Raw genomic sequence first — 20266 nt, 5'->3', positions numbered from 1 at the left:
CAGGCCGGGGCGGGGAAAATCGGCTGCTGTTCCGACCCTCAAATCAGGGCCCGGTCGCCAACGATGCGTCGTCCGCTCCGCCTTGTTCTCCCGCGAAGGCGGGAGCCCGGACAGGGTCCCCGCCTTCGCGGGGAAACAGGGGACCGTCCGGTGGCTTCTTTTTGCCACCACCCCGGCGGAGGCCGGGGCCTAATTGGGGGACGGTGCCACGTTAGCGCTGCGATCCGTTACTGCGACCTTTCCCCTTGGGCCCCGGCCTTCGCCGGGGTGGAGGCAGCGGCTTGGGGAGGGGCCTCCGACGCGCGTGACGCTGCTAGAGCTCGATCCCGAGCCTCGGCGCGGCCCAGGTCGTCGCTGCGTACAGCGCGATCGTGAGCAGGCAGCCGGCCAGCAGCGATACCCAGAACGGCGCGCCGTGGCGGAGCATTGCGGGGATCAGCAGGAACATCGGCAGCGACGGCAGCACGTACCAGAAGGTCGCGCCGGCGTGCGCGGCCATCGTTCGGGGATCGGGTTTGTCGCGCCAGAGCCAGATCATGCCGAGCACGGACACGAGCGGCAGCGAGGCGACAAGCGCCCCGAAACCGGGATAGCGCTTGGCAATCTCCGAGGCGGCGGCGATCAGGATGCCGGAAATCACGGCTTTGAGCGCGAGGTAGAGCATGCGCCATGTGCGCCGTCCGCGCGGCATTCGGCAAGATCGCGTTCGGGCAACATGCGTCATTTCGCGGGCTCGGGTACGCCATTGCTACCCCGTCGTCGCGCGCTTACATTCGGGTCATGAACACATTCCTCGTCATCCTCCTGATCGCGGCGATGATCGCGACCGTCGTGGCTCTGGTGCGGGGCGTCGTATCGTTCCTGCAGGAGGGCAGCGCGCAGGTCCGCGACGGCAACGGCCCGAGCGCGGCGTCGCTGAAATCGAATCGGATGATGCAGCAGCGAATCTTCTTCCAGGCGCTGGCGATCCTGATCGTCGTCCTGATCCTGTTCGCGGCGGGCCGCAACTAGGACTGGATGGGGTTACGCGGCCGACCCGGATCCGTCATTCCAGCGGACGCTGGGATCTCGCCGTTTGGCGAGCGTCACGAACCACGCGAGATACCCCAGCTTTCGCTGGGGCGACGGGCCTTGGGGGCGGATTCATGCTGCAGTGACAGGAATTTCGCAGGTCTGACGGACCTTTCCCGCGTCTCGATTTGGAAGATTCATGGTCAAGCTGAATAAGATTTACACGCGGACGGGCGACGACGGCACGACCGGGCTCGTCGACGGGTCGCGCGTGTCGAAATCGAGCGCGCTGATGCAGGCGATCGGCGATGTCGACGAGGCAAACTCGGCGATCGGTCTCGCGGTGATCGCGCTGGGGGACCATGCGCTGGCGACGGCGCTGGCGCGAATCCAGAACGACCTGTTCGATCTCGGCGCGGATCTGGCGACTCCGGCGGGTGCCGACGAGGCGGGGGTGGAGGATTTTACACCGTCCGAGATGGTGCTGCGGATCGTGCCGTCGCAGGTCGAGCGGCTCGAGCGCGAGATCGATGCGATGAACGCGCATCTGGCGCCGTTGCGCAGTTTCATCCTGCCGGGGGGATCGGCGGCGGCGGCCGCGCTGCACCTGGCACGGGCGATCAGCCGGCGCGCGGAGCGGTCCGCGGTCGGCGCGAGCGAGATTCAGCGGCTGAATCCCGCTGCATTAGCGTATGTTAACCGGCTCTCTGATTTCCTGTTTGTGGCGTCGCGGGCGGTGAACCAAAACGGCGCTGGAGACGTTCTTTGGCAACCGGGGGCTACGCGCGAATAGGCAGCTATGGTCGCTCGCGTTTCAACGTTGCATCGTTCGACGTCGAATTGAGGAGAGATCGATGCCCAATCCCATTCGTCCCGACGTGACGCCACGCGTAGCGGCACCCCTATCTTCGCTTGGCGAGCGGTTTGCCGCGGTCCGCGCGCTGACGCTCGCACTTGCGGAGCCGCTGTCGGATGCGGATGCGACCGTGCAGTCGATGCCTGATGCGTCGCCGACCAAGTGGCACATGGCGCATACCACGTGGTTCTTCGAGACGTTCGTGTTGCGCGATCATGTCGCCGGCTATGCGCTGCACGACGAGCGGTTTCCGTTCCTGTTCAACAGCTATTACGAAGCCGAAGGGCGGCGTCATGCGCGCGATCGGCGCGGGATGGTGACGCGGCCGTCGATCGACGAGGTGCGGGCGTACCGTGCGCATGTCGATGCCGCGCTGCTCGACGCGCTGCCGGGGCTGTCGGCAGATGCGCAGGCCCTGGTGGCGCTCGGCTGTCATCACGAGGAGCAGCACCAGGAATTGCTGGTGACCGATATCCTCCACATGTTTTCGGAAAACCCGCTCGAGCCGGCGATGTGGCCGGCACCGCGCAAAGTACCCGTCGCAATGCCGGGCCCGATCGGCTGGATCGCGCAGGACGGCGGGATCGTCGCGGTCGGACATGACGGCGACGGATTCGCGTTCGATTGCGAGGGGCCGCGGCACAAGGCGTTGCTGGCGCCGCATGCGATCGCCGACCGGACCGTCACCAACGGCGAATGGGCGGCATTCATTGCCGATGGCGGATACACCGAGGCGCGCCACTGGCTGGCGGATGGCTGGGCCTGGGTGAAGGCGGAGGGCATCGTCGCGCCGCTTTATTGGGAGCAGGGCGAGGCCGGGTGGACGCGGTTCGGGCTCGACGGGCGGCGCGCGATCGATCCGGCGGCGCCGGTGACGCATGTGAGCTTCTTCGAGGCGGATGCCTATGCCAGCTGGGCGGGCGCACGACTGCCGACCGAGTTCGAATGGGAGGCCGCCGCCGCCGCGCATGACGCGACGGGTGGCAACCAGATGGATGTCGCCGGCCCCGTCGAGCCGCGACCCTCCGCGGGCGGACCCGCGTTCTTCGGCGACGTCTGGGAATGGACGGGCAGCGCCTACCGCCCTTATCCCGGGTTCGTGACCGCGGCCGGTGCGGTCGGCGAGTATAACGGCAAGTTCATGAGTTCGCAGTTCATCCTGCGTGGCGGCAGCTGTGCCACGCCGCGCGGCCATGCGCGGGCAAGCTACCGCAATTTCTTCTACCCGCATCAACGGTGGCAGTTCACCGGCGTGCGCCTCGCGAAAGACATCTGATGTTGAAGCCCGAGATCGAGGACGGCCAGCAGACGCTCGCCGACCCGCAGTTCCGTGCGGACGTGCTCAGCGGGCTCGAACGCCGCCCGCGCGCGATCCCCGCGCGGTGGTTCTACGACCGGCGTGGGTCGGAGCTGTTCGAGAAGATCACGGACCTGCCCGAATATTACCCGACGCGGACCGAGCGCGCGATCCTGGAGACGGCCTGTCCCGAGGTGGCGAAGCTGGCCGGCGAAGGCCGTGCGGTCGTCGAGTTCGGGTCGGGATCGTCGACCAAGACGCCGATCCTGCTCGAGGCGGTCGGGCCGTCGGTCTATGTGCCGATCGATATCTCGGGCGATTTCCTGCGCGAATCGTCGAAGGTGCTGGGCGACCAGTTCCCCGAGTTGCTGGTGCTGCCGTTCGAGGCCGATTTCATGCGGCCGCTGAGCCTGCCGAAGACGATCGCGGAGACGCCCAAGCTCGGCTTCTTTCCGGGGTCGACGATCGGCAACATGATCCCGTTGATGGCGGTCGACCTGCTGCGCGCGATGCGTGCGTCGCTCGGCGTCGGCGCGATGCTGCTGATCGGGATGGACCGGATCAAGGGCGAAGACGTGCTGGTGCCGGCGTATGACGATGCGCAGGGCGTGACGGCGGCGTTCAACCTGAACCTGCTCGAACGGATCAACCGCGAACTGGGCGGCGATATCCCGGTCGAGGCGTTTCGCCACAAGGCGGTGTGGAACGACGACCGGGCGCGGATCGAGATGCATCTCGAGACGACGCGCGACGTCGCGTTCAGCGTGGACGGGCGGGCGTTCGATATGGCCGCGGGCGAGACGATCCACACCGAGAACAGCCATAAATACGGCGCGCGCGACGCGCGGATCCTGTTGCGGTCGGGCGGGTGGACGCCGATCGCCGCATGGACCGATCCCGAGGGGCTGTTCGGCGTGTATCTTGCCGAGGCTCAGGTGGAGCGCCCGGCGCCCTAAACGGCGGATCGCCTGCCGTATCCCTGCGGCCCGCCGGGACGGCGCTATGACCAGATCGTTTTTGCGGTATGGTTGCGCGCTTCTGGCAGGAGACAAAGTGTGTCGCGATTGCGGTTCGTCGTGGCTAGTCTTCTCGTGCTCGGCATAGCCGGAGCGGCGCATGGTCAGGTCGGCAGATTCGGACCTTCGCCGGCCAGGATCGCGGTTCCGAAAGTGGAACGCGAAGGGGTGTGGCAGCCGGCCGCGGGGGGAACGCAAGTGCCGCTCTGGCCGACGGCGCTTGCCCTGGCGAAGCCGGATAGCGGCGATCATCCCGAGGCGACCGGTAACGGCTCCCCGCTCGTCGGCGGGAGGATGTGGCATTGGGCGAGCTATGTCACCCGGCCGACCATGACGCTCTACCCGCCAAAAGGCCGGCGCACCGGCGCGGCGATGATGGTCCTGCCCGGCGGCGGGTTCCATGCCGTGGCGACCGATCTCGAAGGGACCGAAATCTGCGATTGGGTCGTGGCGCAGGGCATGACCTGCGTCATGCTGAAATATCGGACGCCGCAGATTTGGGAGACCGAGACCGGAAAGCCGCAGCAGCGGCCAAAAGTCCTGTTAGGGCTCGAGGACGCGCAGCGGGCAATGGGGCTGTTGCGGCAGCGCGCCGCCGCCTACGGGATCAATCCGCATAAGATCGGCGCGATCGGCTTTTCGGCGGGTGCCTATCTCGTCGCGGACATGAGCAATACGGAAGAGCGCACCTATCCGATCGCCGATGCTGCCGACCGGCAATCGCCCCGGCCGGACTTCGCAATCCTGGCCTACACGGCGCGGATGCTGGATGACAGCAAGGGCAAGAACAGCCTTGAACTCAAACCGTGGGTGAAGATCAGCGGGAATGCGCCCCCGACGCTGATCCTTCACGCAATGGACGATTCCACGGATAACGTCCGTCAAGCGATAGCCTATGCGCTGGCGTTGAACGACGCCGGCGTGCCCGTCGACATGCGTCTCTACGCCAGAGGCGGTCACGCCTTCGGCATGCGTCCCACCGCCGATCCGATCACCAGGGAATGGCCGGGGCAGGTCCGGCAATGGCTCCGGACCCTCGGCATGCTTTAATCCTGATCTCTATCTTCCGCCTCTCTTGTGAAGAGGAGGATATCAGCGCCGCACGACGCGGGTGCGCCACGTCGTGATATAGTCGATATTGCCGCGGCATTCGCCCATTTCGGCCTGTTCGGACAGGCGGAAGCGCGTGCCGTCCCAGACGAAGCTCTGGTGCACGCCGCAGTCGCCGAGGCCGCGGCCCTTGGCATAGCTGGTGAGGACGCCGTCTTCGAAGGTGCCGTTGACGACGCTCTTTACCGGCGTTGCCGAGTCGGCGCCGGTTTCCTCGAAGGCCGAGGGGGCGTCGAGTTGGGCTGGGACGATCTTGGCGCCGTCGATGATGAAGAGCGCACCGATCAGATTATAGGCGCCGGTCGAGCAGGGCAGGATCGCCAGCGACGTGCCGCCGCCGAGCGCATGGACGTCGGGGGCGAACATTTCAGGATCTGCACCGGACGGGAAATTGCCGGGATCGCACGCCCCCCGTTTGCGCATCGTGGCGATCTGCGTCGCGGTGAGCTTGGCGGGGGTGCCCGATGGCGCGAGCGCGGTGATGACGGGGAGGGCCGGCGCCGGTGCGCGCGACGCGGCGGGGCCCCTGGCGACGATCGCGTCGGTGCTGCCGGCGCGGCCCTGTTGCGCGTCGATGTAGCGGAGCGCGGCGGCTGCACCCTTGAGCGAAAGCGTGGCCAGCACGGCGCCGCCTGCGTCGAGAATGGTCAGCGAATGTCCGTTGGCGATCGCCGCGGCGAGCGCGGCGGCGTCGCGCAGCTTTATCGGGCGGCCATCGACGGCGAAGCTGGCGGGCGGGCGCTTGATGGCCGCCTGGTCGTTGCGCGTCTCCACCGCGAGCGAGATCCCGCCGCCGCCGCGCGCGACGGGGCCGGGCTCGCGCGTGAGATTGAGCGTGATCATGTCCCCGCCCATGCTCTGTTCCGGCAGGAGCGTGCCGAGCGTGCAGCGAAGCGTGTTGTCGCAGCCGGCGGTCCAGTCGGTGAAGGTCTTCAGCGTGCCGGGCTTCGTGCTCGCAAGCGGCTCGCTCGTGGTGCCCGGTCGTGGCGCTGTCGGCGCGACCGGGGTGGGGCTGCGCACAGCGTCTGTCTTGGGTTGCGACGTGGACTGGCTGGGCGAACAGGCCAGCAGTGGCAGCACGATGACGGGCGCGATAACGGGCGCGAGGGCGGAAAAGATCGGTTTGCACAGCATGGCTGCAGCCTAGCGCGCTGGCAGCGCGGGGAAAAGCGGCTAGGTAGGCGGTAACAATTCAGGAGAGTGATGTGCAGACGATCGGCGTGATTGGTGCAGGGCAGATGGGCGCGGGGATCGCGCAGGTATCGGCGCAGGCGGGGTATCGCGTGCTGCTGGCGGATATATCGCTGGCGCAGGCGGAACAGGGCAAGGCGGGGATCGCCAAGGCGCTCGCGCGGCTGGTCGAGAAGGAGAAGATCGGGTCGGACGCGCGCGATGCGGCGCTGGCGGGAATCGAACCGGTCGCCAGCGTGGCGGACATGGGCGACTGCGCTATCGTCGTCGAGGCGGCGACCGAGCGCGAGGCGGTGAAGCGCGCGATCTTCGCCGAGGTCGGCAAGGTGCTGGGCGCGGACGCGATCCTGGCGTCGAACACGTCGTCGATCCCGATCACGCGGCTGGCGCAGGCAGCACCCGATCCGGCGCGGTTCATGGGCGTGCATTTCTTCAATCCCGTCCCGGTGATGCGGCCGATCGAACTGATCCGTGGCCTCGCGACGTCGGATGCGACGGTGGCGGCGGTCGAGGCGTTTGCGGAGGCGCTCGGCAAGCAGGTGGTGAATGCGAACGACGCGCCCGGCTTCATCGTCAACCGCGTCCTGATGCCGATGATCAACGAGGCGTGCTTTGCGCTCGGCGAAGGCGTGGCGAGCGTGCGCGACATCGACCTGGCGTGCCAGCTCGGGCTGAACCATCCGATGGGACCGCTGACGCTGGCCGATTTCATCGGGCTCGACACGTGCCTGGAAATCACGCGCGTGCTGTTCGAGGGAACGGGCGACCCGAAGTTCCGGCCGGCACCGCTGCTGGTGAAATATGTCGAGGCCGGGTGGTTCGGGCGCAAGACGAAGCGCGGGTTCTACGATTATTCGGGCGCGGAACCCGTGCCGACACGGTGATGACGCGGTGTGCGGTGTGCGGTGTGCGGTGTGCGGTGTGCGGTGACGTTACGGTGACGATATCAGGGACGGTGACGATATCGGGGACGGTGACGATATAGGGGACGGAGACGATATAGGGGACGGAGACGATATAGGGGACGGTGACGTTATAGGGGGCGGTGACGATACGGGGCTGGGTGGCAGGCCCAGCCCCGTCGTCGTCGCGATGCCCGATCAGGCGGCGAAGTTGCTGAAGCTCATCGCGATCACGCCCTTGTCGCCACCCTCGTCCTCGTTCCAGACGGTGACGGTGCGCGAGATCACGCCATCGCGGGGCACGAGCACGGTGAAGTCGAGATCGCCGTCGAGATCGTTCGTCTGCTCGCTCGTACCCTCGTAGAGCAGCGCCTTGCCCTGGACGAGGACGTCGCCGCTGAGCTTGACCTGGCCGAGCAACGTGAGTTCGACGCGAAGTTCGCCGCCGGCGCCCTTCTGCATGGTCAGGACGTCCTGCGGCAGATCGTTGGTCAGCACCGCCTCGTTCTGCTTGTGCGCGCTGGCATGTTCGTCCGAACCAAATGTCTCGTCGTCGGTCAGGTCCATATGCGCGGCGCAGACCAGCCGGCGCCGGACGTCGGGGGCGTTGCTGCCGCTGGGGATCCCCAGCGGATGGACGCCCGCACCGCTGCCCGTTGCGGGCGGCGTATAGCTGGTCCACGAGGTCGCCGCACCGAGGGCGGGCGACCAGGCGATCTGGCCGTGCTGGAAGTTGCTGATCCGCGACTGGCCCGGGCCGGCGAACTCGTCCGATACCGGATAGCCGAGAAACGACTTCTCTGCACCGAGCAGGCGGTAGCGGGCGAGAATCTCGCCATGGACCTTATGCGCGCCGGTCGCGGGCAGCCAATAGATCACGCCGCCCTGGAAGGTGCTGAACCGGCCACCATTGCCACCGACCGTCTCGTCGCTGGTCGGGAAATCGAGAAAGCTGTTTTCCCAGCCGAGCGCCGCCCACTTGCCGCGGATCAGTCCATGAACCTCATGCGCGCCGGTCGATGCCGACCAATAGATCGAGCCGCCGGCATAATGCCGATACCACCCCTTGCCGTTGGGCGTCTTGGCATGCGCGGTCGTCGCCGCGCCAAGAAACCCACCGGCGCCGCCGAGCGCGGTGTATTTGGCGTTGATTGCAAGGATACCCGGCAGGATCAGCGGTAACTTCAGTCCGATCGGCGTCAGATCGGTGAGCGCCGTGATCTTTACGACAGGGCGTGTGAGCGTGGCTATACCATCAGGCATTGACTGTCTCCTCTTGTCCGAGTCCTTTCTCGGGCGGGCGTAATATACGCCTTCGATAAAAACAGAGTCCATGACCTGCTGGTATAGATCTAGTCTATAAGGATAGGGATATAGTATTTGAGATAGAAGAACTGATCGACTCTCGACCAATAATAGCCAGTGATATTGATCCTATTTATGGACAGTAGTTAAACGGTGGAGTCGTTGGAACTGTCCTTGCAGATCCGGCGCGTCGCCTGTGGCAAAAGACAGCGATCGTCGCGCGTGAATGGAACTGAACCATATAGGTTAAAGTGATTGACATCGTCACGCTCGTTTGGTACATATCAGGAACGCTGACGAATTGCGAGTCGGGGTGGGTGGTCCGAACGACGGAAGCCGGAACGATCGGGGCGAGAGCCCCGCGCGTCGCCGGCTTTTTTGCGTTCGGGCGCGGGTGGGGGCGGCGGATCGGGGAGGGCGCGGGGGATGGCGAAGCGGGTAGTCGGGGACGTCACGCAGACCTCTACGACGGTGGCGGGTACGACGGTAGCGGGTACGACGGTGGCGGGCGGGAGCCACCGCGTCGTGCAGGTTCGGACGATACGGCCCAAAGGATGGACAAAGGACAAGCGCGCGACGTTTCTCGCCGCGCTATCGATGACGTGCAACGTGACGTCGTCCTCGGCCGCGGCGGGCATGACCCGACGCGGCGCCAGCGCGCTCAAGCAGCGCGATCCGCTGTTTGCGGCGCAGTGGGCGGCGGCGCTGGCGAGCGGATACGAGCGGCTCGAGGAGGGATTGCTGGCAGCGGCGATCGCGGGGCTGAACGCGACCGCGCCGGGCGCGGGCACGGACGCGGTCGAATGCTACGACGCGGCCGAGGACGACAGCGCGGCGGACGGGAGCGATGCGCGGGGCGAAGCGGCGGCGGGGCTCGTCCAGCTTGCGAGCATGCAGGCGGTGCGGGTGGCGCTGGCGTTGCTGGCGCGGCGATCGGCGGATGCACGGGGGGGCCCCGCGGGCGGGGCGCGCGGGCGCAAGCCGCATCGACGCGCGACGAAGGCGGAAACCGATGCGTCGATCGCGAAGAAACTTGATTCGCTGGCACGGCGGCTGCGTGCGTCGATGGAAGGGGGTGGGGCGTGAACGAGCGTGGTCCGACCGATCCCCGGGCCGCCGACGGCAGCGACGTTGCGCCGCGCGGGAGCTCTTCGCCCGAATCCTCGGAGACGGCGTCGGCGGGAGGGGCGAAGGGGGTGGTCGCGGGCGAGCGCGACGTGATCGCCGAACTGGCGATGCTGCCGGCGGCGCAACGCGCGATGCTGGTCGGGTCGTTGAGCACGGCCGAGCGTCATGAGCTGCACGATCGCTGGGAGCGAGGGGCGTTTGCCGACGCGCGCGTGGTGCCGTTGTTGTGGCAGCATCGGGGGGCGGCGGTGGGGGTTCTGTCTGTCGTTGCTGAGGATGCTCGGGGGCTGCGGGTCGAGGGGGCGCGGATCCGCAAGTTCAAGACGAGCGACGGCGCGTTCGTCTGGGCGCCGAGCCTGGCGGCGGGGCAGCCGGCGACATTGCTCGGCTATCCGGTGGTCGAGCGGCCGGTCCGGGTGCGCGCGCTGCTGGCGGCGGCGGAGGAGGGATTGGAGGCGCTGCCGCCCGATCTCGGCGAGGGGTGGCGGGTGGTGCGGTTGGCGCTGGTGCGGTCGCGCGTGCTGCACGTCGGGGACCGGTGGCGGGGCGCGTCCGAGTTTCTGGTGCGGATGTACCGGGAGAGTTGAGCGGCACGGTTTTGGGGAGAAATCGACATGGCGGTGGAGAAGGGAAGTGCGTTCCTGCTGAAGGTGGGGAACGGGGCGGTGCCGGTGGTCTATGCCACGGTCGCCGGGCTGCGGACGACGCAGATGTCGGTGAATGGCGAGGCGATCGTCGTGACCACCAAGGACTCGGGCGGGTGGCGGCAGTTGCTGTCGGGCGCCGGGGTGCGCAGCGTGTCCGTGTCGGGCGCGGGGGTGTTTACCGGCTCGGCGGCCGAGCTGCGCGTGAAGGCCAGCGCGCTGACGGGCGTGCTCGACGATTATCGGCTGGCGTTCGAGGGCGGCGACACGATGACGGGGAAGTTCCTCGTGTCGCGGCTGGATTACGCCGGGGATTTCAACGGGGAGCGATCCTACACGCTGAGCCTGGAGAGTTCCGGGGCGGTCGTGGTGGGGTAGGTTTTTGGCCGCTGTTGCGATGCGAGGGTGCGCCGGCGACGCTGCTCGATCTGCGTGGGGCGTTCGAGGTCGTCCTGGCGCAGGCGGAGATGACATTGGAGGATGCCGATGCGCCGGCGCTCGATCGCGGTGTGAACCTGGCGCTGATCGGCGACGAGCTGGTCCAGTTCGGGCGGGCGGACCCGCTGGGCGGCGCCCGGTGGCGATTGAGCGGTTTGCTGCGCGGGCGAAGGGGGAGCGAGGCGGCGGCGGGGTCGCAGAGTCCGGGGGATCGTTTCGTCCTGATCGACGCGGCGGCGGCGCGGGCGTTCGACCTGCCCCTGTCGGTGCTCGGGCGCGAGATCCGGGTGATGGCGTCGGGCGTGGGGGATGCGACGCCGGTCGAGACGCGGTGCGTGATGCGCGGCACGTCGGTGGTGCCGCCCCCGCCGGTGCACCTGCGGTTCGTTGGCGAAGCGGATGGCAGCGCGACGGTGCGGTGGACGCGGCGGAGCCGGGCGGGGTGGCGCTGGATCGACGGAGTGGATGCGCCGCTGGCAGAGGAGGTCGAGGCGTACCGGGTGACCGTCACCGTCGGCGCAACCACGCGCGAGGTCGAGGTGGCGGTGCCGTCCGTGGCGGTGACCGCGGCCGAGCGGGCCGGCGCCGCTCGCGTGGCGGTGCGCCAGCGTGGGATCTTTGGCGAGTCGCTGGCGGCCACTCTGATCGTACCGGCCTGATCGTACGGGCGTGATCGTACTGGCCCGATCGTACGGGCGTAACAATCGAACGGGGGAACGAATGATGAGCGACGACATCACCGCAAGGCTGGCATTGCCGCTGTTGCAGCCGGGACAGGCGCAGAAGGAAACGACGCATAACGAGGCGCTCGCGCTGCTCGACCTGGCGGTGCAGGCGAGCGTGCTGGCAGTGGGAACCAATGTGCCGCCGGGCGCGCCGGTCGCGGGAAGCGCGTGGATCGTCGGCGCCGCGCCGACCGGTGGCTGGGCCGGACAGCCGCAGACGATCGCTGGCTGGACGAGCGGCGGATGGCGGTTCGTCGCCCCGCGCGAGGGGATGACGGTGTGGAGCGTCGCCGACGGCCTTTATGCGCGGTTCGGCGGCGGCGCCTGGGTGCTAGGCGTGCTGGTCGGTTCGCACGTGGCGATCGGCGGAGTCGCGGTGGTCGGCGCGCGCCGCGCGGCGATTCCCGCGGCGACCGGCGGCACCGTCATCGACGCGCAGGCGCGGGCGACAATTAACGCCATATTGGGCTGTTTACGCGGTCACGGGTTGATCGAGGCCTGAAACACCCCAAAAACTGTGTCGTTCCAGCAACACCTCTAACTTTTGTGAACTTGCGTGGAAACAAGCCCGAGGATAGGGAGTTTGCGATGTCCGTGTGACACTCATGAAAGGGGATTAGTATGCGGAAGCTTGCCGTCGTTCTGGCACTCGCCTCCACCGCACTCGCCACTCCCGCCCTCGCCCGCGATAAGTCGTGGTACGTTGGCGTCGAAGGCGGTGCGATGATCGTTGAAGACATCGACTATGATATCGGCGCATTGAACAATGCCGGTTCGGTCGATCATGACTATGGTTACGATGTCGACGCCGTAATGGGCTACGACTTTGGCGGTTTCCGCCTCGAGACCGAAGTCGGCTACCGCAAGGCAACCGTTGACGGCTACACGTCGTCGACGACCACGCCTGTGTTCGGCCGCACCGGCGCACGCGGCAACGCGGTTGCTGGCAACTATGACTATGCCGGTGGTTCGTCGTCGGCGCTCAGCTTCATGCTGAACGGCCTTCTGGACTTCGGTCCGGACGATGGCATCCAGGGCTTTGTCGGCGGTGGTGTCGGTGTTGCTCGCGTCAAGGCGCAGTATGCACTCAACAACAACGGCGACTTCCTGAACGACTCGGACACCGTGTTCGCGTATCAGGGTCTGGCCGGTATCCGTGCACCGCTGACCGATCACATCGACGCGACGCTGAAGTATCGTTTCTTCAACGCCGAGAACGTCAAGCTGGTCGACGTTTCGAACCGCGTGTTCGACGGTCGCTATCGTTCGCACAGCATCCTCGGTGGTGTGACGTACAACTTCGGCGAGCCGGCTGCGCCTCCCCCGCCGCCGCCCCCGCCGCCGCCGCCGCCGCCGCCTCCCCCGCCGCCCCCGGCGCCGGTCGATGTGGTCTGCTCGCCTGGTCCGTTCATCGTGTTCTTCGAATGGGACAAGTCGGACATCACGCCAGAGGCAGCGTCGATTCTCGACAACGCGATCACGCAGTACCAGTCGTGCGGCAACGCACAGGTCATGCTCGCAGGTCACGCGGACAAGTCGGGTTCGGCTTCGTACAACGTCGGTCTGTCGCAGCGTCGCGCAGATGGCGTGAAGGCATATCTGTCTTCGCATGCCATCCCGGACAGCGTCATCTCGACGGAAGCCTTCGGCGAGAGCCGTCCGCGCGTCGAGACCGCCGATGGCGTTCGCGAAGTGCAGAACCGTCGCGTGGAAGTCACCTACGGTCCGGGTTCGGGCCAGTAAGACTTTCGCTGGTCGATCTTCGGATCGGCTACGGAATGAAGATTGGGGAGGTCGGCGCAAGCCGGCCTCCCTTTTCTTTTGCGGCCTTTTCTTTTGCGCCCTTTTCTTTCGCGCGACGCCCGCCGCGGCGCCGCGCGAACGACCGCAAGCTTTGGGCCAGCTTCGGGCAAGTTTCGGCCAAGGTTCCGGCAGGGTTCGGACCGTTCGCGTCGGCGACGTTTGGTGCAGCGCCGATCTGGTCACGCGAACATGCCCATCCGCGCAAAGAGCGGCGTGGCGGTGATCGCGTTGTCCCGTGATTCTTCTTGCTGCGCGGCGGGGGAGACGGAGCGCCTGCCTAGGGGCACCGTCGGTGCGGCGTCGCGGCGGCGGGTTGACCACATCTAACGATGCTTCACCCCGGCGGCGCGTAGCGGTAATGGGGCGGGGCTATATGGAGATGCAGATGAAGCCGCTGATTGGCCGGGACACGCGGCTGTGCATGTCGCTATCGGCGCGACCGGGGAACTTCGGGACGCGGTTTCATAACCGGCTGTATGACCTGACCGGGCTTGATTTCGTCTACAAGTCGTTCTCGACGATCGATCTGGCCGCCGCGATCGCCGGGATCCGCGCGCTGGGGATTCGCGGGTGCGCGATCTCGATGCCGTTCAAGGAGGCGGTGATCCCGCTGCTCGATGGGCTGGCAAAGACCGCGAGCGCGATCGACAGCGTCAACACGATCGTCAACGACGATGGCGTGCTGACGGGACATAATACCGATTACGGCGCGGTCGTCGATCTGGTCGCGACGCTGGATCGGGTGATGCCGTTCGTCGTGCAGGGCTCGGGCGGGATGGCGAAGGCGGTGGCAGCGGCGCTGAGCGACAACGGGTTTCGCGACGGGACGATCGTCGCGCGGAACGAACGGGCCGGGCGTGCGCTGGCCGATCTATACGGCTATCGCTGGGCACCGACCGTCGAGCGGGCGGCGGCGCTGCTGATCAACGTCACGCCGCTCGGGATGACCGGGGCGGATGCCGCGGCGCTCGCATTTCCGGCGGCGATGATCGCAGGCTGCGAGGTGGCGTTCGATGTCGTGCAATATCCGATCGACACGCCGTTCCTGCGCGCCGCCGCCGCGGCGGGGAAGCAGTGCATCACCGGCGCGGACGTCGCGACGTTGCAGGCGGTGCAGCAGTTCGTGCTTTACACCGGGGTAACTCCGGATGCGGCGCAGGTGGCGGATGCAGCGGCCTGGGCACGCGCCAACTCCTGATTGGCGGACCGACAAATCCTTTCCAGCAAACCTAGCTGGATCGTGTAGCGCGAGGGAGGGAACGGCAGGCGACCCCGCCTGATTGGTATTCTCCCCTCCGTCACCTTTATTGCAACCTCCGCCTAGCGGGGGGAATCGCGAAGGCTGTGTCAGTGAGACAGGGTCTCGGCCAGCGCCGTGGCGAGCCAGGGTGGCGTCAACGCATCGCCGAGCGCCTCGACACGGCGGTGTTCGACCATCAGGTTGAGGTCGGGGTAGGTGGCCCGCGTCCGCGTGCTCGGTTCGGTGAAGGGCGCGACGACGAGGCGGCGATTGACCTTCGCGCGGTGGTGCATCCGCGCGGTGTTTTCCTGGCCGACATAACACCCCTTGGTGAAGCTGACGCCGTTGAGTTCGCGCGCGTTGCATTCGAGCCAGAGCGTCTCGCCATTGCCGAGTTCGGCGATGCCTTCGGTCACGCCGAGCGACAGGCGATGCGCGCGCCACCCGGTCGCCGGGTCGCTTGCGGGGGCGAGCCAGCGGCGCCCGAGCGCGGCAAGACGCGGATCAGGTACGCCTGCGTCGCCGGTCGGGGACCAGTGGACCTTTGCGTCGTCGGGCTGGAACGTGATCTTGCGGCGCAGGCGGTAGAGCATGAGGCGCTTCGTCAGCGCGTCAGCCTGCGTGGCCTCGACGTCGATCAGCACGTCGTCGCCATCCGCCCACAGGATGAAATCAAACAGCACTTTGCCCTGCGGCGATAGCAAAGCGGCCCAGGCGGGGGTGGCGGGGGTGAGCGACGCGGTGTCTGCGGTGACGAGCCCCTGCAGGAAGCCCCGCACGTCTTCGCCCGCGACGCGGATCACGCTGCGGTCGGCGAGCATGGTCGCGGGGAGGGTTGCGCTGGCGGGCTGGTCCATCGCTACCACCTAGTGCGCGTCGTGTGATTTCCAAGCCGCAGATGGCTGGCATCTCCGCGACCCCGCCGATAGGAAGGCGCCATGACCGACCGCCTCACGATCCGCCGCCCCGACGACTGGCATGTCCACCTGCGCGATGGCGCGATGCTGGAGGCAGTGGCGCAGCATAGCGCGCGGCAATTCGCACGTGCGATCATCATGCCGAACCTGACGCCGCCGGTGACTTCGATCGCGGCTGCCAAGGCGTATCGGCAGCGGATCATGGCGGCGCTTGGCGAGGGGGCGAGCTTCACGCCGCTGATGACGTGCTATCTGACCGACGGCACCGACCCGGCCGAGCTCGAGCGCGGCCATGCCGAGGGCGTGTTTACCGCGTGCAAGCTGTACCCCGCGCATGCGACGACCAATTCGGCGCACGGCGTCACCGACATCCGCGCGCTGACCGGCGTGCTGGAGACGATGCAGCGGATCGGCATGCCGCTGCTGATCCACGGCGAGGTGACCGACAAGTCGATCGACATCTTCGACCGCGAGGCGGTGTTCGTCGAGCGCGTGCTGACGCCGCTGGTGCGCGACTATCCGGGGCTGAAGATCGTGCTGGAGCATATCACGACCGCGGAGGCGGCGGCGTTCGTCGCCGAGGCGGATCACCCGATCGCGGCGACGATCACGCCGCAGCATCTGCTGATCAACCGCAACGCGCTGTTCGACGGGGGGCTGCGGCCGCACGCTTATTGCCTGCCGGTGCTCAAGCGCGAGAGGCATCGGCTCGCGGTGCGGCAAGCGGCGGTGTCGGGGTCGCCGCGGTTCTTCCTGGGGACGGACAGCGCGCCGCATGTCGTCGGGGCGAAGGAATCCGGATGCGGGTGCGCAGGCATTTTCAACGCGCCGTTCGCGCTGGAGGCGTATGTGCGCGTGTTCGACGAGGAGGGCGCGCTCGACAGGTTCGAGGGGTTCGCGTCCGAGCATGGCGCGCGTTTCTACGGGTTGCCGCTCAATGAGGGCACGGTGACGCTGGTGCGCGACGATGTCGAGGTGCCGACGTCGATCGGGACGGGCGAGACCGCGGTGGTGCCGTTCCTGGCCGGCACGAATGCCGGGTGGCGCTTCGAGGGGTAAGCTGGGCCTGCCACCCTGACCCCATACCGGCAGGATGACGGCGTGGATGGCGTTGCGGTTACCCCAGGAACCCCGCCGCTACCGCTTTCGTCAGGATGACGGCGCGTTGAGCCGGTCTAGCCACAAACGCGCTTCCTTCTGTTCGCCGACCGCGCTGGCCTTGACCGGGCCGCGCGCGGCGAAGAAGTCGCGGTGGAGCGCGAACGGCTCCATCATCAGCCGCTCGCGCATTGCGGCGATGTCGGCGCCCATCTCTGCGAGCGAGTCGATCGTCGGGGCGATTGCGGCGCGGACGCGGCGGTCCGTGCTGCGGTCGAACAGCCCGAGCGAACCGGCGGCGGTCTTTTCCAGCGCGGCGACGAGCGTGTCGCGATAGTCGGTTTCGAGGTCTTCGCGCTGGGCGTCGAGACGGGCGAGGCGGTCGGGTTTTGCCATGCCCCCGACGTAGCGCGCCGCGCGCGGTGGTCAACGCATGTGGCGAAGTCCGCGGCGTGTCGCGCGCGCCGAGTAGGGCCAATCGGGCGACCGCCGATCACGCAATTGCGTACAGGTCATTGCACCGGCGCGGTTTACCCCCGATGTTGTCCGTCATGAGCGACGACGCGTCCGGTGGTATCACCGCGGTCCTGGGGCCGACCAACACGGGCAAGACGCACCTCGCGATCGAGCGGATGTGCGCGCATTCCAGCGGGATGATCGGTTTCCCGCTGCGTCTGCTGGCGCGAGAAGTGTATGACCGCGTCGTCGCGATCAAGGGTGCGAACCGGGTCGCGCTCGTCACCGGCGAGGAGAAAATCGTCCCGCCCGATGCGCGCTGGTTCCTGTGTACCGCGGAGTCGATGCCCGACCGCGACGTCGCCTTTGTCGGTCTCGACGAAGCGCAGCTCGGCGCGGATCCCGAGCGCGGTCACGTCTTCACCGATCGGTTGCTGCGCGCGCGCGGGCGCGAGGAGACGATGATCCTGGGGTCGGAGGCGCTGCGGCCGATGATCAAGGCGCTGGTGCCCAAGGCGGAGATCGTCAACCGGCCGCGCTTTTCGACACTGACCTATGCGGGCGCCAAGAAGATCAGCCGGCTGCCCAAGCGATCGGCGATCGTCGCGTTCTCGGCGGAGGAAGTCTATGCGGTCGCCGAGATGCTGCGGCGACTGCGCGGCGGTGCCGCGGTTGTCATGGGCGCGCTGTCGCCGCGGACGCGCAACGCGCAGGTCGCGATGTTCCAGGCGGGCGAGGTCGATTATCTTGTCGCGACCGACGCGATCGGCATGGGGCTCAACATGGACGTCGCGCATGTCGCGTTCGCCAGCCTCAACAAGTTCGACGGCAAGCGCCAGCGGCGCCTGACGGTGGCGGAGATGGCGCAGATCGCGGGTCGCGCGGGGCGGCACCAGCGCGACGGTACGTTTGGTGCGCTGTCCGACGACGGGCCGGGCGCGTTCCTGCCCGAAGAGGTGCTCGCGATCGAGGAGCACCGGTTTCCGCGGCTCGAAAATCTGTACTGGCGGCAGGGCGCACCCGATTTCGCGAGCATCGATGCGCTGGTCGCGAGCCTTGAGGCGCGCCCGCCCGCGGGGGTGTTGCGCGCCGCGCCGCAGTCGCTCGATCTCGGTGTGCTCAAGCGGTTGGCCGAAGAGGGCTGGGTCCGCGAGCGCGCGCGGCATCCGGCGATGGTCGCGCGGTTGTGGGCGGCGTGCGGCGTGCCCGATTTCCGTAAGGTGGGCCTTGATCCGCATGCGCGCTTCGTCTCGCGGCTGTTCGGGCATCTGAGCGAGGGGCGGGGGCATATCCCGCACCAGTGGTTTGCCGACGAGATCGCGCGGCTCGATACGGTCGCCGGCGACGTGCCGGTGATCGCGGGGCGGATCGCGGCGACGCGGATCTGGGCGTATATCGCGCAGCGTGCGGACTGGCTCGCCGAACCGACCTTGTGGGCCGCGCGGACCGCGGCGCTCGAGGAGCGGCTGTCGGATGCGCTGCACGCCAGCCTGACTCAGCGCTTCGTCGACAAGCGCACGACCGCGCTGATGCGGCAGATCGGCGCGGATGCGGGCGCGCTGCCCGTGGTGATCGGGCCCGAGGGCGAGGTGATGGTCGAGGATCATCCGATCGGGCGGCTCGACGGGTTCCGCTTCACCGTGGCGGCGGATGCGCGCGCGAGCGACAAAAGGCTGCTGCTCGCGGCGGCGGAAAAGCGGCTGGCGGGCGAGCGGTCGCGGCGCGGGCAGTCGCTCGCCGATGCGCCCGATGCCGATATCGCACTCGACGATGATGCGCAGATCATCTGGGCGGGGCATGCGGTCGCCAAGCTCGGGGCCGGGCCATCGTTTGCGCGGCCCAGGCTGATCCTCGATCGGTCGCTCGACTGCCTGGACAAGGCGGCGCGCGAGCGGATCGAATCGCGGCTGGCGCGGTGGCTCGGGACGATGCTCAAGCGGCGGGTGGCGGTGCTGGTCGAGCTCGCCGAGACGAGCCGCGACGCGACCGCGACGCCTGCGCTGCGTGCGGTGGCGAGCGCAATCGAGGAGGCTGGCGGGATCCTGCCGCGGTTGCCGATGCGGCTCGCGCTCGACGCGATCGATCCCGATGCGCGCAAGCGGCTGCGCAAGACCGGCATCACGATCGGTGCGCTCGATTTGTTCGACGCGCGGCTGCTGAAGCCCGAATCGGCGCGCTGGCGGCGGGTGCTGGCGGCGGCGCGCGGGAGCGTGATCGCTACACCGCGCGACGGGGCGACCGTTCTCGCGCGTGGCAGCGACGGCGCGACGCTCGAGGCGGGGTTCCGCCCGCTTGGGCTGCAGGCGGTGCGGGTCGACCTGATCGAGCGGATCGCCCGCGCCGCGCATGATTCGCGGCAGGGTCGTACGCCATTCGCGCCCGATCCGGCGCTGGCGACGTCGATCGGGGTCGATCCCGCGTCGCTCGAGCGGTTGATGGCCGAGCTCGGCTTCAAGGCGCTGGCGGGCGATACGCCGCGCTGGGTGTGGCGCGGTCGCCCGCCTGCGCGCCCGGCACCGCCGGTTGCGATCGATCCGTCGCGGCAGAACGCGTTTGCCGGGCTAGCCGCATTGGTCCGCCATGGGTGAAGGCGCGATGCGGATCGACCGGTTCCTGTGGTTCGTGCGGCTCGCCAAGACGCGCAGCGCGGCGCAGGCGATCGCCGAGAAGGGGCGCCTGCGCATCGACGGGCGCGCGATCGACCGGGCGCATTGCCCGGTACGGATCGGCAACGTGCTGACCTTTGCTGCGCAAGACCAAGTTCGCGTCATCCGCGTCGAAGCGCTGCCGTCGCGCCGTGGCCCCGCTCCGGAGGCGCAGGCCTGCTATCAGGATCTGGTTGCGGGCAGCACGCCCGCCGCGGCGGTACGCGATCCGGCGCAGGGAACGCTGGACGCGGACATCCGTCATCCTGACGAAAGTCAGGACCCAGAGCCAAGCGGGCCGTTCCTTCGCGACTCTGGGTCCTGACTTTCGTCATGATGACGTTGGAGGAGGGGACGGTGGAGGTCGGCGGGTGTGGGATAGCTTGATAACGTCTCGCAGAAGGCTTGCTATGATTGACGCGAGGGACCTGCGGGCATAGTCGCTGGCGCGTTCGTCGCCGGAAAGGAATCCGGCCCAGGAGTT

19 protein-coding genes and 2 pseudogenes are annotated in these 20266 nt (G+C 67.7%); 16 read left to right on the top strand and 5 right to left on the bottom strand.

All coding sequences use genetic code 11. The features are described from left to right. Positions 1-313: 313 nt before the first annotated feature. Positions 314-664, bottom strand: coding sequence for a DUF3147 family protein (locus ASF00_RS17355; protein WP_055882263.1), 351 nt, complete (start codon positions 662-664; stop codon positions 314-316). A 116-nt stretch (positions 665-780) separates the two neighbouring features. Between ASF00_RS17355 and ASF00_RS17350 the strand changes: the two genes are divergently transcribed. The 5 genes from ASF00_RS17350 (at position 781) to ASF00_RS17330 (ending at position 5230) form a co-directional block, all read left to right on the top strand. Next, positions 781-1011 carry a twin transmembrane helix small protein gene (locus ASF00_RS17350; protein ID WP_055882506.1) on the top strand — a complete coding sequence of 77 codons (231 nt, stop codon included), beginning with the start codon at positions 781-783 and terminating at the stop codon, positions 1009-1011. 199 nt (positions 1012-1210) lie between these two features. Further along, positions 1211-1804: a cob(I)yrinic acid a,c-diamide adenosyltransferase gene (locus ASF00_RS17345; RefSeq protein WP_055882259.1), complete on the top strand. Its 594-nt coding sequence runs from the start codon at positions 1211-1213 to the stop codon at positions 1802-1804. A 61-nt stretch (positions 1805-1865) separates the two neighbouring features. Continuing rightward, the gene (egtB, locus tag ASF00_RS17340; RefSeq protein ID WP_055882256.1) at positions 1866-3143 is read left to right on the top strand and encodes an ergothioneine biosynthesis protein EgtB; all 1278 of its coding nucleotides are present in this window, start codon (positions 1866-1868) and stop codon (positions 3141-3143) included. Further along, a complete protein-coding gene (gene egtD / locus ASF00_RS17335; RefSeq protein WP_055882252.1) occupies positions 3143-4120 on the top strand; it encodes an L-histidine N(alpha)-methyltransferase in 978 nt (325 codons plus the stop codon). Before egtB ends, egtD begins: the two co-directional genes overlap by 1 nt. 99 nt (positions 4121-4219) lie before the next feature. Then, positions 4220-5230, top strand: a complete 1011-nt coding sequence (locus ASF00_RS17330) for an alpha/beta hydrolase (protein WP_055882249.1) — start codon at positions 4220-4222, stop codon at positions 5228-5230. A 42-nt stretch (positions 5231-5272) separates the two neighbouring features. On the opposite strand, the gene ASF00_RS17325 is transcribed toward ASF00_RS17330, so the two are convergent. Then, positions 5273-6310, bottom strand: a complete 1038-nt coding sequence (locus tag ASF00_RS17325; protein ID WP_235525927.1) for a DUF1176 domain-containing protein — start codon at positions 6308-6310, stop codon at positions 5273-5275. A gap of 185 nt (positions 6311-6495) precedes the next feature. Here ASF00_RS17325 and ASF00_RS17320 point away from each other — a divergent pair, with 185 nt between their 5' ends. Beyond that, positions 6496-7365, top strand: a complete 870-nt coding sequence (locus ASF00_RS17320) for a 3-hydroxyacyl-CoA dehydrogenase NAD-binding domain-containing protein (protein ID WP_055882243.1) — start codon at positions 6496-6498, stop codon at positions 7363-7365. A 216-nt stretch (positions 7366-7581) separates the two neighbouring features. Here the strand turns inward: ASF00_RS17320 and ASF00_RS17315 are convergent, their stop codons facing one another. Then, positions 7582-8646, bottom strand: a complete 1065-nt coding sequence (locus ASF00_RS17315) for an LGFP repeat-containing protein (protein ID WP_055882241.1) — start codon at positions 8644-8646, stop codon at positions 7582-7584. A 468-nt stretch (positions 8647-9114) separates the two neighbouring features. Here ASF00_RS17315 and ASF00_RS17310 point away from each other — a divergent pair, with 468 nt between their 5' ends. The 7 genes and pseudogenes from ASF00_RS17310 to ASF00_RS17280 all read left to right on the top strand — a co-directional run bounded on the left by ASF00_RS17310 (position 9115) and on the right by ASF00_RS17280 (position 14624). After that, on the top strand, positions 9115-9774 hold the full coding sequence (locus ASF00_RS17310; protein WP_055882238.1) for a hypothetical protein: 660 nt from the start codon (positions 9115-9117) through the stop codon (positions 9772-9774). A gap of 344 nt (positions 9775-10118) precedes the next feature. After that, positions 10119-10220, top strand: a pseudogene (locus tag ASF00_RS18660) (phage major capsid protein); the annotation flags it as partial. A gap of 210 nt (positions 10221-10430) precedes the next feature. Continuing rightward, positions 10431-10838 (top strand): phage tail tube protein, encoded by a 408-nt coding sequence (locus ASF00_RS17300; protein WP_055882232.1) that lies wholly within the window; start codon positions 10431-10433, stop codon positions 10836-10838. 14 nt (positions 10839-10852) lie between these two features. After that, complete coding sequence (locus ASF00_RS17295) at positions 10853-11557, top strand: GTA baseplate fiber-binding domain-containing protein (protein ID WP_055882229.1); 705 nt, start codon at positions 10853-10855, stop codon at positions 11555-11557. A 64-nt stretch (positions 11558-11621) separates the two neighbouring features. Beyond that, positions 11622-12125, top strand: coding sequence for a DUF2793 domain-containing protein (locus ASF00_RS17290; protein WP_055882503.1), 504 nt, complete (start codon positions 11622-11624; stop codon positions 12123-12125). 119 nt (positions 12126-12244) lie between these two features. Continuing rightward, the gene (locus tag ASF00_RS17285) at positions 12245-13366 is read left to right on the top strand and encodes an OmpA family protein (RefSeq protein WP_055882227.1); all 1122 of its coding nucleotides are present in this window, start codon (positions 12245-12247) and stop codon (positions 13364-13366) included. 439 nt (positions 13367-13805) lie between these two features. Next, positions 13806-14624, top strand: coding sequence for a shikimate 5-dehydrogenase (locus tag ASF00_RS17280; protein ID WP_055882501.1), 819 nt, complete (start codon positions 13806-13808; stop codon positions 14622-14624). A 149-nt stretch (positions 14625-14773) separates the two neighbouring features. On the opposite strand, the gene ygfZ is transcribed toward ASF00_RS17280, so the two are convergent. Then, entirely contained in the window at positions 14774-15523 is a 750-nt protein-coding gene (gene ygfZ / locus ASF00_RS17275; protein WP_055882226.1) for a CAF17-like 4Fe-4S cluster assembly/insertion protein YgfZ, read from the bottom strand. Positions 15524-15604: 81 nt separating this feature from the next. Between ygfZ and pyrC the strand changes: the two genes are divergently transcribed. Next, positions 15605-16642: a dihydroorotase gene (pyrC, locus tag ASF00_RS17270; protein WP_055882223.1), complete on the top strand. Its 1038-nt coding sequence runs from the start codon at positions 15605-15607 to the stop codon at positions 16640-16642. A gap of 90 nt (positions 16643-16732) precedes the next feature. Here pyrC and ASF00_RS17265 read toward each other — a convergent pair whose 3' ends face one another. Beyond that, positions 16733-17077 (bottom strand): hypothetical protein, encoded by a 345-nt coding sequence (locus ASF00_RS17265; protein WP_055882219.1) that lies wholly within the window; start codon positions 17075-17077, stop codon positions 16733-16735. 155 nt (positions 17078-17232) lie between these two features. On the opposite strand from ASF00_RS17265, the gene ASF00_RS17260 reads away from it, so the two are divergent. Next, entirely contained in the window at positions 17233-19725 is a 2493-nt protein-coding gene (locus ASF00_RS17260; protein ID WP_055882216.1) for a helicase-related protein, read from the top strand. Between the two features lie 7 nt (positions 19726-19732). Beyond that, positions 19733-19987, top strand: a pseudogene (locus ASF00_RS17255) (RNA-binding S4 domain-containing protein); the annotation flags it as partial. Positions 19988-20266: the final 279 nt, after the last annotated feature.

The organism is Sphingomonas sp. Leaf34 (assembly GCF_001421805.1).
Taxonomy (GTDB): Bacteria; Pseudomonadota; Alphaproteobacteria; order Sphingomonadales; family Sphingomonadaceae; genus Sphingomonas.
The sequence above is the reverse complement of the archived record's forward strand: the minus strand, read 5'-3'. Positions and strand labels throughout refer to the sequence as shown.